The following is a 14,268-nucleotide window of genomic DNA, read 5'->3' on the forward strand; positions in this document are numbered from 1 at the left end:
ACTGACAGTGAGGGTCAAGAGTTTACCATGATCGACACGGCAGGCATGCGCAAGTCGGGCAAGGTCTATGAGAATACGGAGAAATACTCCGTCATGCGGGCTATGCGGGCCATTGACCGCTCAGATGTAGTCCTCATGGTGCTCAATGCTGAAGAGGGGATTCGCGAGTACGACAAGCGGATTGCCGGCTTTGCCCATGAGGCTGGCAAGGGAATCATTATCGTGGTCAATAAATGGGATACCTTGGAAAAAGACAACAAAACCCTGCAGAACTGGGAAGCGGACATCCGCGACCAATTCCAGTACCTGTCCTACGCTCCTATTGTCTTTGTCTCTGCTTTGACCAAGCAGCGGCTGCACAAACTGCCGGAGTTGATCAAGCAGATCAGCCAGAGCCAGAATACCCGCATTCCGTCGGCTGTCCTCAATGATGTCATCATGGATGCCGTTGCCATCAATCCGACCCCGACCGACAAGGGCAAACGCCTCAAGATTTTCTATGCGACCCAAGTATCGGTCAAACCGCCGACCTTTGTCATTTTTGTCAACGAAGAAGAGCTCATGCACTTTTCTTATCTGCGTTTTCTGGAAAATCAAATCCGCAAGGCCTTTGTCTTTGAAGGTACGCCTATCCATTTGGTTGCAAGGAAGCGGAAATAAGACCTTTGTTCAGAAATGGATGGGGAAAATACCTGCTTTCCTTTTCCGGCAAAGAGCAGAAGCAGCCGTTTACTGCTAAGACAAGGGGTCCGCTTATCTTTTGTGATGCCGTTGCTTCCAACAAGTCCGGGCGGTCTGTTGGAGCTTGTGAATAAAGCAAAGTAAAACTTGATGCCAAAGCAGCGGCTTGTAAAAGCTGATGAATCAACAAACGAGCAGCTGCTCAGCGCTGATTGATGGTGCTAAAGCCTCTAATGAACTGTGCAAGGGAGATGCTGCTTGTCTAAAATCAGCAGAATTTCTCCCAGCCACTGCGCCTGGTCCATTGAACAATCGAAATAGAGGAAGCTGGGTACTTGTTGTCCCAGCCTCTTTTTCAGTAAAATAGGAAAGGACAGGAGTGTTCGGGAGCTGGAAGCGGTCCGGACGGAGAAGAGAGGGCAAGCTGAAAATGTTGTTGCTTTCTCTTTTTATGTTTTATATCTGAATTATGGTATAATAGTAAGATAAATGTAAGGTGGTAGTTATGGCTAAATTAATTCCTGGTAAGATCCGAACGGAAGGGATTGCTCTTTTTGAAAGCAAGAAGGTAGTCATTCTTGAGGTCAGAGACTCTTTGTTATACGCACGTGTGGATGATTTTAATCTGCGCTACAGCTTGGATGATGATGTGATTTTCTGCTCTTGTGATTTCTTTAAGAAGAAGAAATACTGTGCCCATCTGGCTGCTCTGGAATATTTTCTGAAAAATGACCCGTCCGGCAAGGATGTGCTGGACAGTATGGAGAAGAAGGAGTCGACCAGTCAGGAAACGCAGAAATTAGTGTCTATCGGCAGTCTCTTTTTGGATAAGATTTTGCCGGAAAAGAGGGAGCAGGAAGTGCGCTATGAGCTCTCTGCCACCGGTCAGGAAGACTCCTATACCGGTCAGTTTTTGTGGAGTCTCCGTATCAGCCGGCTGCCGGATGAGCGTTCTTATGTGGTTCGGGATATTCTGTCTTTCCTGCGGACACTGGACAAGGGCGGACACTATCAGATTGGCAAGAGCTATTATGAGCCGATTCATATGGAAAATTTTGATGAGGCCAGTCAGGACTTAATCGAATTTTTACAGGGACTGACAGAGGATTATCAAGGGCAGGATGCTTCCTTGGTGTTTCCCAACGCAGGGCGCAACCTTTATTTTCCGGCCAGTCTTTTTGAGGAAGGCGTCACCCGCCTGATGAATCTGGCTTCTTTCCGTCTGGATTACAGTCTCTATGATTATGCGGAAGTTTTCTTCCAAGATCTGCACGAGGAAGCAGACATCTATCATTTTCAGGTGGAAGCAGATGAGGAGTATTTTGAGCTGGCCATTGCAGAGAAGCACTATAAGCTGCTCTACGACGGCCGATATATCTTCTACGGCGATACCTTCTATCAGCTCAATCAGCAGCAAATCAAACTGGTCAAGGCGTTGCGGGAGCTGCCGCTGGAGCAGGACCGTATGAAGCGCCTGCAGTTTGATCTGACAGAGCAGAGCAAGCTGGCCAGCAGTCTGGGTGACTTTCGGACGGTTGGCCGGGTAGAAGCGCCTGAGCGGCTGATTATCCATGATTTTCAAGCCAGCTTTGCTTTTGGTCTTGGTCAGGACCAGCGGCTGATTTTAGATGTGGCTTTTGACTACGGCGACAGGACGGTTACCAACCGCCGAAGCTTGGAACGTCTGCCTTTTGCCAGCAATTTTGAGCAGGAGCAGCGGATTTTCCGGGAGATGCTGTCTGCCGGTTTTATAGCTGATTTTTACAGCCAGCGCCCGCCGCTTAGGCCGGAGGAGATTTACCATTTCTTCTCTGCTGTTATTCCGCGTTTTGAAGCTTTGGGGCAGGTCAGTCTGTCCGAGGAGCTGCAGGCACTCTCTCATGTAGAGCAGCCGGCAATTTCAATCAATATGACCGGCGGCCTGCTGGAAATCGGCTTTGATTTTGCCGGCATTGACCAGTCAGAGATTGATGCTGTGCTGGATTCGCTCTTTGGCGAGCAGGATTTCTTTATCAGCAAGAATGGGCAGGTTCTGATCTTTGACGAAGAGACCAAGCGCATCAGCCGCACCCTGCAAAACCTGCGAAGCCAATCTTCTAAAAACGGCGTCATCCAGGCCCACAGTCTTGCCGCCTATCACCTGTCTGAATTTTTCAAGGGCAAAGACAGGGTCCAGTTTTCACAGGATTTTCAGCAGCTGGCCTATGATTTGACCCATCCGGAGACTTTCGCTCTGCCGGCTGTCAAGGTCAAGGCCGAGCTGCGCGATTATCAAGAGACGGGGATCAAATGGCTGTCTATGCTGGACAAGTACGGTTTTGGCGGGATTTTGGCCGATGATATGGGGCTGGGTAAGACTCTTCAGACCATTTCATTTCTCAGCTCGCGCTTGGATCAGTCCAAGAGAGTCTTGATTTTAGCGCCGTCCAGCCTGATTTACAACTGGAGTGATGAGCTTGCCAAGTTCGCTCCGGATTTAGATGTGGCAGTTGTTTACGGTCTGAAGAATGTCCGCGATGAGCTGATTGCCCAGAACCGCCAGATTACCATTACCAGCTACGCCTCTTTTCGGCAGGATGTGGAAGAATACCGGGGACTGCGGTTTGATTATCTGATTTTGGACGAAGCGCAGGTGATGAAGAATGACCAGACCAAAATAGCCCAGTACCTGCGGGATTTTGAGGTAGCCCATACCTATGCCCTGTCGGGAACGCCGATTGAAAATCATCTGGGCGAGCTCTGGTCTATCTTTCAGATTGTACTGCCGGGACTTCTGCCCAGCAAGAGGGAATTTCTCAAGCTGCCGCCTGAAACGGTAGCCCGCTACATCAAGCCATTTGTGATGCGGCGGAAGAAAGAGGATGTTCTGCAGGAGCTGCCTGACCTGATTGAGGTGACCTATCGCAATGAGCTGGCAGACAGTCAGAAGACCATTTATCTGGCCTTGCTCAAGCAGATGCAGGACAGAATCATGCAGGCGACAGAAGATGAGCTCAACCGCAGCAAGGTAGAAATTTTGTCCGGCCTGATGCGCCTTCGGCAGATTTGCGATACGCCTCAGCTCTTTATGGAAGACTATCAGGGCGAAAGCGGCAAGCTGGAAAGTTTGCGCGAACTTCTCGAACAGATACAAGACGGTAATCGCCGTGTCCTCATATTTTCACAATTTCGTGGTATGCTGGACATTATTGAGTCAGAATTGAACACTCTGGGGATGGATTCCTTCAAGATTACAGGCTCTACCCCGGCCAAGGAGCGCCAGGATATGACGACAGCCTTCAACCAAGGTCAGCGCTCTGCCTTTCTGATCTCGCTCAAGGCAGGCGGCGTCGGCCTCAACCTGACCGGAGCGGATACGGTGATTCTGGTAGACCTCTGGTGGAATCCGGCGGTCGAGGCCCAGGCCATCGGCCGGGCCCACCGTATCGGTCAGGAGCGCAATGTGGAAGTTTACCGCATGATTACCCGGGGAACGATTGAGGAAAAAATTCAGGAGCTGCAGGAGAATAAGCGCAATCTGGTGTCCACTATTTTGGATGGTTCAGAGACCCGCTCCAGTCTTTCCTTGGAGGAAATTCGGGAAATTCTGGGAATTTCTGCAGAATCGCTTGAAAAATAGCTTGAATAGTTTATAATAATGAAGGGTTGAAAGGAAAACATATGACTGATAAACAATTTCCTCAGATTGCTGACGATGAGATCATGCTGACGGAAATGCCGCACATGAATCTCTATGATGAGTTAGACCTCATCAGCAATATTATGGGAGACTACACAGACCGTAATTATTTGGAGTGGAAGCCCATTGTGGACTCCAGCAGACACGCTCCGCTGGCTGCCAGTCAGACTGTCAGACGGCCGGTGCAGAAGCAGGCGGTTATCAAGGATTTTAAAAAGCCGATTGATAAGAAAGATCCGGCTATCCGCTATGCTGAGCAGGCGCGTGAGGAAGCCCGGGCGGATTTGAAAAAGAAGCGCTCGGCTCCTTATCTGACCGGTGAGATTCCTAATAAAATCCGCAACAGAAAGGTTCCGGCTGTGTCCAGTCAGGAAAGACCCAAGCCAACGGCTCCCTTCCAAAAGAGCCAGTCAGGTGAATTTACCAGATTCGGCGACAAATTAAGGCAGGAAACCTATATTCTGGCAGACATCCAGCCAGACTACAGACCGCAGCCGCAGGAAGTGCAGGAAAAGCCTCAGAAAAATAATTATGATTTCCTGAAAACCAGTCAGATTTACAACAAGGACAGGGTCTTGGAAGACCATTCGAAGCACAGCAAGGCCCAAGAGCTGGATCTGACCCATTTTGATAACGAATAAGAGCAGACGCAGGACAGTCGTTTTGATGTCTTTCAGTCTTAAGGAGAAAGTATGACCAAAACCTATCATTTTATCGGGATTAAGGGCTCTGGAATGAGTGCCTTGGCTTTGATGCTGCATCAGATGGGCCATAAGGTTCAGGGGAGCGATGTCGATAAATATTATTTTACCCAGCGCGGGCTGGAAAAAGCAGGGATTCGCATTCTGCCTTTCAATGAGAAAAATATTCAGGCAGACTATGAAATCATTGCCGGCAATGCCTTTCGGCCGGATAATAATGCAGAGATTGCCTACGCAGATGCCAATGGTATCGGCTATAAGCGCTATCATGAATTTCTGGGCAGTTTCATGCGCGGCTTTGTCAGTCTGGGAGTGGCCGGTGCCCACGGCAAGACTTCAACGACCGGTATTTTATCCCATGTCCTCTCCAATATCACCGATACAAGCTATCTGATTGGGGATGGAACTGGCCGCGGATCTGCCAATGCCAAGTATTTTGTTTTTGAGTCGGATGAGTATGAGCGGCATTTTATGCCCTATCATCCGGAGTATTCGATTATTACCAATATTGACTTTGACCACCCAGACTACTTTACCAGTCTGGAAGATGTTTTCAATGCCTTCAATGACTATGCCAAGCAGATCAGCAAGGGCCTCTTTATTTACGGAGAGGATGAGCAGCTGCGCCGGCTGACTTCCAATGCGCCGATTTATTACTACGGTTTCAAGGAGGAGGGCAATGACTTTGTAGCTCACGATCTGCTGCGCTCGACCAGCGGCTCTGACTTCAAGGTTTCTTTCCGCGGTCAGGAATTGGGGGAATTCCACATCCCGACATTCGGCCGCCACAATATCATGAATGCGACGGCGGTTATCGGCCTCTTATATATCGCTGGATTTGACCTTGATTTGGTGCGGGAGCATCTCAAGACTTTCGGGGGCGTTAAGCGCCGTTTCACCGAAAAGGTTGTCAATGGCACCGTCATTATCGACGACTTTGCCCACCATCCGACAGAGATCATTGCAACTCTGGATGCGGCCCGTCAGAAATACCCGAGCAAGGAAATTGTAGCGATCTTTCAGCCTCATACCTTTACACGGACCATTGCCCTTTTGGATGAATTTGCAGAAGCCCTCAATCAGGCGGATTCGGTTTATCTGGCTCAGATTTACGGATCTGCGCGGGAAGTGGACAAGGGTGATGTCAAGGTCGAAGATCTGGCCGAAAAGATTGTCAAGCGGGCTCAGGTCATTGATGCAGACAATGTATCGCCGCTTCTGGACCATTCCAATGCCGTTTATGTCTTTATGGGGGCTGGTGATATTCAGACCTATGAATATTCCTTTGAGCGCCTTCTGTCCAATCTGACCAGCAATGTTCAGTAAGGAGGAACAGGATAAATGAAGAGTCCGATAAAGATCAGAAATGCTCAGCTGTCAGACTGGGAGGAGCTGGTTCGCCTGGAAAGCCTCAATTTCTCTGAGGAGGAAGCAGCCAGCCCGGCAGTGCTGAAAGAGCGGATTGAACGGATTGCCGATACCTTTCTGGTGGCTGAGCTTCATGGTCAGATTGCGGGTTATGTCGTAGGGCCGGCTGTTTTCTCGCGTCATCTGACAGATGATTTGTTTGCCAAAGTTACAGCTAATCCCAAGGAAGGCGGCTTTATCGCTATCCAGAGTCTGTCTGTCAGCCCGGATTTTCAGGGGCAGGGAGTGGGGACCCTGCTGCTGGCAGCTCTCAAAGAAAGAGCCAACCAGCAAAACCGTCAGGGAATCAATCTGACCTGCCATGACGACCTGCTTCCTTATTATGAAATGAACGGTTTTAGGGATGAGGGGATTTCAGACTCTGTCCATGGCGGAGCGGTTTGGTTTGATATGGTCTGGGAAAATCTCCGCTATGAGGGAGCGCTATGATTATACGGCGAGCAGAATTGGCGGATTTGGATGCTATTTATGCTATTGAACTGGAAAATTTCAGCCCAGAAGAAGCCGTTAGCCGAGAGAGTCTGTCGGCTCATATCCAGACTCTGTCTACTACCTTTTTGGTGGCAGAAAAAGACGGAAAACTTCTGGGGTATCTGGAAGGCCCAGTTCGGCCAGAACGCTATTTAAAAGATGTTTCTTTTACAGAGGAGATAGAGGACTACGGCCATCTGGAAGGCGGCTTTATCTCCCTTACCAGCCTGTCTGTTTCCAAGGAAGCGCAGGGATTGGGTGTGGGCCGGCTGCTGCTGGAGGCGATGAAGGACATTGCCCGAAAGGAGGAGCGCCATGGTATCAATCTGACCTGCCACGACTATCTGACAGCCTACTATGAAAAACACGGCTTTGTCAACGAAGGACTGTCAGCATCAGTCTATGCTGATGAAATCTGGTATGATATGGTCTGGGAAAATCCCCGCCACAGCCCGGATACCAAGGATAAAATCTAAATAAGCCTTAACTTTGTTGCTTTTATCAGGCATTTAAGATATAATGTTAGGGATTATGATGAAGGAGGTCAAATTTTTGACTGAAAATTCACAAGATAAAGAAAAAAATCTGAGCTTCAGAGAACAGATTTTGAGAGATTTAGCCGAGGGAAACGGAGACAGGCATTCTCAGCCGGAAGCCGGTCAGGAAAGCCAGCCGGCTCAGGCTGCTCCTGAACAGGCTGTCCCTGCAGATCATGACATTGAAGCAAGACCTGCTGCGGTAGATGTTTCCTATAAGACTGCAGAAGAAGAGAAGGCACAGCCAAAGGTTTACGGCCAGGCTGAGCAGAAACCGACCGAAAATCTTTCCCGTGCCAACCGTGCCAACAATACTGTGAAGAAAAAACGCCAGAATAAACTGGCCCGCAGGATTATGACTACGGTCCTCATCATTGTTTTGCTGGGGCTGGCGATTGTCGGTGTTGTCGGCTACGGCTATGTTACTTCTGCTCTGAAGCCTGTCGATGCCAATGCGACTGAATATGTGACCATTGAGGTGCCGGAAGGCTCCAGTTCTAAGATGATTGGAGAAATTTTGGAAAAGAACGGCCTGATAAAAAATGCTCAGGTCTTTAACCTTTACTCTAAAATCAAGAGCTATGGCGATTACCAGTCAGGCTATTACAACCTGCAAAAGAGCATGGATCTGGATACCATTGCCAAGAAACTGCAGGAAGGCGGGACAGATACGCCGCAGCCGCCGGTTGTCGGCAAGGTCACGATTCCGGAGGGCTACACACTGGAGCAGATGGCGGAGGCTGTTACAGCCAATGCCGCAGCCGTCTCTAAGAAGAGCAGCGCAACGCCTTTCACAAAGGATGACTTCTTGGCTAAGGTTCAGGACGAATCTTTCATTGCCAAAATGGCAGCCAAGTATCCGCAGCTGCTGGCAACCCTGCCCAGCAAGGACAGCGGCGTCAAGTATCGCTTGGAAGGCTATCTCTTCCCTGCTACTTACGACTACGGAGAGGACACAGATGTTGAGAGCTTGATTGACCAGATGCTGGCTGCTATGGACAGCACCCTGTCTCCTTACTACTCCACCATCGAGTCTAAGAATCTGACGGTCAATGAAGTGCTGACCATTGCTTCACTGGTTGAAAAGGAAGGCTCAACAGACCAAGACCGCAAGGATATTGCCAGCGTTTTCTACAACCGTCTCAACCAAGCCATGCCGCTGCAGAGCAATATTGCGATTCTTTATGCTCAGGGCAAGCTCGGCCAGAAGACAACGCTGAAAGAAGATACTGAAATTGATACCAACCTTGACTCACCTTTCAATGTATACAAAAATGAAGGCCTGATGCCTGGACCGGTCGACAGCCCGAGCCTGTCAGCCCTGGAAGCAACCATCAATCCAAGTAAGACAGACTACCTCTACTTTGTTGCCAATGTAGAAACAGGAGCTGTTTACTTTGCCAATACTTATGAAGAACATGCTAAAAATGTCGAAGAGCATGTCAACAGCAAAGTCGCTCAATCCAGCAGCAGCTCCAGCTGATGCTGAAAGAAAACCAAGTTTTGGATAAAAGGATGGTTTGCTTTTCAAGGAGCAGTTATCAGGATCCGGTCGGAGAGGGCTAAGCCAGTCCGGCCGGGTGTTTAACGATGATAAAATCAGGGGTAGGAATCAAAGGTTCCCGGCCCCTGTTTTAAACAGACACAGTTCTGTTAGAGTCTTTTCATTTGCTTTTAGCAGTGAAATGGTCTCCCAGACCGTTTCACTCTCTAGGCTGTCTAAGCTAACAAAGCAATAAAAGACAAACTAATGACGATACGCAATGAAAATCGAAGCTGACTCTAGCAGCTCACCTTGATGAAGGATGGTTCTGCCTTTGTCGATTTGCCTGGTCAAAAATTGATATTCTTTGCGTATGAAAAATTAAAAGACTAACAATAATAAGAGAAAAGAGAAAAAGAAACAATGGCTGAAAAAACTTATCCTATGACCCGCGAGGAAAAGGAAAAATTAGAAAAAGAATTAGAAGAATTGAAATTGGTCCGCCGTCCGGAAGTGGTGGAACGGATTAAGATTGCCCGCTCTTACGGCGACCTGTCTGAAAACAGCGAATACGAAGCGGCCAAAGATGAGCAGGCCTTTGTCGAAGGCCAGATTTCCAGTCTGGAAACCAAAATCCGCTATGCTGAGATTGTAGACAGCGATGCCGTGGCCAAAGATGAAGTGGCGATTGGCAAAACCGTTACCATTCAGGAAGTGGGCGAAAGCGACGAAGAAGTCTATATCATCGTCGGCTCTGCCGGTGCAGATGCCTTTGCCGGCAAGGTTTCCAATGAAAGCCCGATTGGACAGGCTTTGATCGGCAAAAAAACAGGCGATACAGCAACGGTTGAAACTCCGGTCGGCAGCTACGATGTTAAAATTCTGAAAGTCGAAAAAACAGTTTAAGAAGAAAAAAAGCAGCAGCAGCTGTTTTTCGTTTACTTTAAGGCAGGAGGTGTACTGTCATATTCAAAGAAAATCCTCAGCAAACCAGACAGGAGCAGACAGGATGGCAGCTGCAGTTTCCATACAAACAGTGTCGGTGCCAGCCAATCTAACAAGGGAATAAAAGATAAACTGAAATGAGGATAAAACAGAAAGCCTGCTCTATGAGACAAAAATTTTCACACATGAAACAAAGTAAAAACAGAGAAATGACAGATGGATATGCTATAATGAGAACAGAAAAGATTTCGGAACACAGATTCTTATACCGGCATCAGACGAAGAGTCATCTGCTCAAAAGATTCAGTGGGGTTTTGAGGCTGCAGATATCGTCATTTAGTTTATCTTTTATTGCTTTTTTAGCCCGCCTTGCCGTACGCCAGTACTGTCTGCGGCTCGCTGCCTCGTACTAAAAGCAAACGAAAAGACTATAAAAGAAACAGACAGCGGTTGGTGTTGATTTTCGAAGAGTATTAGTCAGGAGTTGAGCATGCAAGAGCAGGATATTTATGGGAAATACGGTGAGTATCTGCCTCGAATCTTAGAAGATCTCAGTCAGCGGATTCAGGCGGCTAATCAGCAGGTCAAAAGGGAGACAGGGCACAAGCTCTTTGAGCATTTCAGTGCGCGGGTCAAGGATGCAGACAGCATGCTGGAAAAATGCCAGCGCAAGCATCTGACTCCGAGTCCGGAAGCCGCTCTCCGGCAGATTCGTGATGCTATCGGTATCCGTATTGTCTGCGGTTTTATTGATGATATTTACCAAACCATTGAGCTGCTGCGGGAGCTGGACGGCTGTCAGATTATTTTGGAGAAGGACTATATTGAGACGGCCAAGCCCAATGGCTACCGCTCCTATCATTTGATTTTGGAAGTCGAAACGCCCTATGAGGACTGTCAGGGCCGCACTCCCGGCCGCTATTTTGCCGAAATCCAGCTCCGCACGATTGCCATGGACTCCTGGGCCAGCCTGGAGCATCAGCTCAAGTATAAGCAGGAAATCAAGGACAGCAAGCGAATCGTCCGGGAGCTCAAGCGCTGTGCGGATGAGCTGGCTTCCTGTGATGTTACCATGCAGACTATCCGCAATCTGATCCGAGAAAGTGAGTAAGCCTGATGAAAATACTATTAGCAGAAGACGAACAGCAGCTGTCCCGCGTTTTGGAAATGGCCATGACGCGGGAAGGCTATGAGGTAGATACCGCTTTTGACGGTCAGGAAGCGGTGGATTTGGCTAAAAAGAAGGCCTATGATCTGATGATTTTGGATATTATGATGCCGCTAAAGACAGGGATTGAAGCCTTAAAGGAAATCCGCCAGTCCGGCGATAGGACCCATGTCATCATGCTGACAGCCATGTCAGAGGTGGACGATAAGGTGACGGGTCTTGATGCTGGGGCTGATGACTATCTGACCAAGCCTTTTTCGCTCAAGGAACTGCTGGCCCGGCTGCGCTCCATGTCCAGACGCGTTGAAGCCTTTACCCCTAATCTGCTGCAGGTGGGACAGACCAGCCTTAATGTCGGAGAGCAGGAGCTGGCCAGTTCCAATTCTATCCGTCTGGCCGGCAAGGAATCCAAGATGATGGAGTTTTTCATGCTGAATGCCGGCAAAGAGCTGTCTACGCAGGAGATTTTCCGCCATGTCTGGTCCAATGATCAGGACGAGGAGTTGGATGAGGGGTTTGTCTGGATTTATATCTCCTACCTGCGGCAAAAGCTGAAGGCTATCCATGCCGATTTGGCTATTTCGGGTGAAGAGGGGGGCAGCTTTGCCTTGGTGCCGCTGGACGGGGAAGGAGCAAGCCATGTTTCGTAAGCTTAGGATTCGCTTTATTCTGATTGCTACGGTCGCTATCACAGGTATCCTCTTTCTGCTGGTCGGAGTATTCAACTCTGTCCGTTTTTTGCAAATGAATGACGAGATTCAGGCAGTTTTGAATATCCTTTCGGATCATAACGGTGATTTTCCCAGTGTGGAGGAAACGGCCGAAAGCCTGCAAAACGACCGCATCACCATTGATACCATTTATCAGTATCGTTATTTCAGCGTGGTCTACAATAAAGACAAGACCGTCTATTCCTCCAATCTGGAGCATATATCCAATCTGACCCAGGAGCAGGCTTTCAGCTATGCCCAGGCGGTTGTCACCGGCAGCCGTACGAGCGGAATTTTCAATGTCGGCAATCAGTTTTATTCCTATCAGGTGACTCAGGATGCAAAGACCAAACGCTATCTGGTCGTTATCCTGAATTCGACGAATTATCTGGAAGACCGCAACGACTTTTTCTGGCTGTCGATTCAGCTGTCGCTCTATAGTCTGCTCTTCTTCGTTCTGGCTGTTTCCGTCGTTTCCAGCTTTGCCATTCGTCCCTATATCAGGAACCATGAGAATCAGAAACGCTTTATCACCAATGCTGGTCACGAGCTAAAAACGCCTCTGGCCATCATTTCGGCCAATACGGAGCTGCAGGAGCTGATGACGGGTGAAAATGAGTGGACAGCAAGCACCAAGGATCAGGTAGAGCGGCTCAGCAATCTCATCAATCAGATGGTCGTTCTGTCTCGCCTAGAAGAACAGCCGGATCTTACTCTGGTAGATGTTGACTTTTCCCAAGTGGCTCAAAAAGCAGCCAATAACTTCAAATCTGTCATGGAAAAAGCCGGCAAGAATTATGAAATCAAGCTGCAGGAGGGCATTCATGTCAAGGCGACTGAGGATGAACTCTATGAGCTGGTCAGCATTTTGATTGACAATGCCTGCAAATATTGCGATGAGGGCGGGCAGATTTTTGTGACTCTGACCAAGGCGAAGCGCGGGAAAAGAGCTCGTCTGACTGTCGCTAACAGCTATGCTGACGGAAAAAATGTGGACTACAGCCGTTTCTTCGACCGCTTCTATCGGGAAGATGAGTCCCACAATCACAGACAGGGCGGTTACGGTATCGGCCTGTCCATGGCAGAAAGTCTGGTCCGGGTTTTTAAAGGAAAGATTTCTGTTTCCTACAAAAAAGGTCTGATTGGCTTTACAGTCCTTCTGTAAGCAAAAAACGAGGCTGAGACAAAATGTCTCAGTCTCGTTTTTTATGATCAAAAGCTCTTAAAGTTTGTTGCTTTATCTGGACCGCTGCTTGCCGGCATTGCGGTTCTTTTTCTTCTTGCTCTTTTGCTCGATGGCCGGCTGTGCCTGTGGAGTAACATCTTTAGCGCGGCTGGCTTTTTTCAGGCCTTTAGGAGGATTTTTTTCAAATTCTTCTGCCACCTGCTTTCTCAGACGCGGACGGATGAGATAGTTGATGATAAACTGCTGGATGATCTGGATGCAGCCACCGACTACCCAGTAGAGAGTCACTGCTGCTGAAGAGAAGACGGAGAAGACAACAATCATGATTGGGCTCATAAAAGAGGCTTGTTTCATGCTGTTTCTCTGAGTTTCATCTTCGATCCCGTGCAGGGAGAGTACAGACTGGATATAGTAGAGCACTCCGACAATAGCTGTCAGTCCCCAGTCGCTTTTGGACAGATCGCCAATCCAGAGGAAGGAGCTGCCTGCCACTCCTTGAGTATACTGAGCTGCAAAGAAGAGGGCAGAGAAGAAAGGCATCTGGATGAGCAGGGGCAGACAGCCCATGCCGCCAAACATGCTGAGGCCGTTTTCTTTCTGAGCCGCCATGAGCTCCTGCTGGGCCTGCAGTTTTTCTTCCTGTGTTTCTGCATTCTTGACCCGTTCCTGAATCGGAGCAAAAATCGGCTTGAAGTAGTTCATCTTCTCAGACTGCAGCGTTGCTTTCCAAGACTGGTAAATTCCCAGCGGCAGGATAATAATCCGCACGATGAGGGTAACGATGATGATGGCTAAGCCATAGCCCAGACCGGCATTTTTAGCAAAAAACTGAATGCCGTCTGCCATTGGCTGGCCAATCACGTCCCAAATCAGGCCAGAAGGATTGCCGGCCTTATCCCGGCCGACACAGCCTGACAGGACCAGAAGGGCAGCCAGTCCCATCGCTGAGAATAAGAATCTTTTAATTTTTTTCACGTTTTCTTTCCTTTGTTTCTTAAAAATAATACCTATCTATTCTACTGTTTTTTTGCAAAATATACAATAGTTCTGCAGACCTAATTTGAAATTTTAAAGTCTGTATAGGAGTCAAAGTTAGCCATGGTAACATCTAAATAGCTGACTTTAGAGAAAGGAGTAGGGCCCTTGCGGATTTCCTGGATAAATTTGGCCATGAGTGCCGGTGTTTCAGCCTGGGCCAGAATCCCAACGGTGCCGTCGTCGTTATTCCAGACCCGGCCGGTGATTCCGCCGATTTCAAGTGCCAGAGAGTAAACTCCCCA

General features: G+C 48.6%; 13 protein-coding genes. 11 read left to right on the forward strand and 2 right to left on the reverse strand.

The window, feature by feature from the left end; genetic code table 11:
- The 11 genes from STRDD11_RS14150 to STRDD11_RS03755 all read left to right on the forward strand — a co-directional run.
- Positions 1-660 (forward strand): GTP-binding protein (locus tag STRDD11_RS14150; RefSeq protein ID WP_241209305.1); only part of this gene is annotated, 660 nt, incomplete at its 5' end.
- A 526-nt stretch (positions 661-1,186) separates the two neighbouring features.
- Complete coding sequence (locus STRDD11_RS03710) at positions 1,187-4,300, forward strand: pilus expression-regulating Snf2 family helicase (protein ID WP_128835527.1); 3,114 nt, start codon at positions 1,187-1,189, stop codon at positions 4,298-4,300.
- 41 nt (positions 4,301-4,341) lie between these two features.
- The gene (locus tag STRDD11_RS03715; protein ID WP_128835529.1) at positions 4,342-5,001 is read left to right on the forward strand and encodes a divisome accessory protein ZapJ; all 660 of its coding nucleotides are present in this window, start codon (positions 4,342-4,344) and stop codon (positions 4,999-5,001) included.
- A gap of 51 nt (positions 5,002-5,052) precedes the next feature.
- On the forward strand, positions 5,053-6,387 hold the full coding sequence (murC, locus tag STRDD11_RS03720) for a UDP-N-acetylmuramate--L-alanine ligase (protein ID WP_128835531.1): 1,335 nt from the start codon (positions 5,053-5,055) through the stop codon (positions 6,385-6,387).
- Positions 6,388-6,402: 15 nt separating this feature from the next.
- A complete protein-coding gene (locus tag STRDD11_RS03725) occupies positions 6,403-6,918 on the forward strand; it encodes a GNAT family N-acetyltransferase (RefSeq protein ID WP_128835533.1) in 516 nt (171 codons plus the stop codon).
- Complete coding sequence (locus STRDD11_RS03730; protein WP_128835535.1) at positions 6,915-7,436, forward strand: GNAT family N-acetyltransferase; 522 nt, start codon at positions 6,915-6,917, stop codon at positions 7,434-7,436. The genes STRDD11_RS03725 and STRDD11_RS03730 overlap by 4 nt, the downstream gene beginning before the upstream one ends.
- 43 nt (positions 7,437-7,479) lie before the next feature.
- Positions 7,480-8,979, forward strand: a complete 1,500-nt coding sequence (mltG, locus tag STRDD11_RS03735; RefSeq protein WP_128835536.1) for an endolytic transglycosylase MltG — start codon at positions 7,480-7,482, stop codon at positions 8,977-8,979.
- 423 nt (positions 8,980-9,402) lie between these two features.
- On the forward strand, positions 9,403-9,885 hold the full coding sequence (greA, locus tag STRDD11_RS03740) for a transcription elongation factor GreA (protein ID WP_128835538.1): 483 nt from the start codon (positions 9,403-9,405) through the stop codon (positions 9,883-9,885).
- A 529-nt stretch (positions 9,886-10,414) separates the two neighbouring features.
- Entirely contained in the window at positions 10,415-11,035 is a 621-nt protein-coding gene (locus STRDD11_RS03745) for a GTP pyrophosphokinase (RefSeq protein WP_128835540.1), read from the forward strand.
- Between the two features lie 5 nt (positions 11,036-11,040).
- Entirely contained in the window at positions 11,041-11,742 is a 702-nt protein-coding gene (locus STRDD11_RS03750; protein ID WP_164828364.1) for a response regulator transcription factor, read from the forward strand.
- Positions 11,732-12,967, forward strand: a complete 1,236-nt coding sequence (locus tag STRDD11_RS03755; protein WP_128835544.1) for a sensor histidine kinase — start codon at positions 11,732-11,734, stop codon at positions 12,965-12,967. The genes STRDD11_RS03750 and STRDD11_RS03755 overlap by 11 nt, the downstream gene beginning before the upstream one ends.
- Positions 12,968-13,039: 72 nt before the next feature.
- Here the strand turns inward: STRDD11_RS03755 and yidC are convergent, their stop codons facing one another.
- Positions 13,040-13,963, reverse strand: coding sequence for a membrane protein insertase YidC (gene yidC, locus STRDD11_RS03760; protein WP_128835546.1), 924 nt, complete (start codon positions 13,961-13,963; stop codon positions 13,040-13,042).
- Between the two features lie 80 nt (positions 13,964-14,043).
- Positions 14,044-14,268 (reverse strand): acylphosphatase (locus STRDD11_RS03765; protein WP_128836270.1); only part of this gene is annotated, 225 nt, incomplete at its 5' end.

The sequence above is a fragment of the Streptococcus sp. DD11 genome, assembly GCF_001578865.1.
In the GTDB taxonomy this organism is placed as follows: domain Bacteria; phylum Bacillota; class Bacilli; order Lactobacillales; family Streptococcaceae; genus Streptococcus; species Streptococcus panodentis.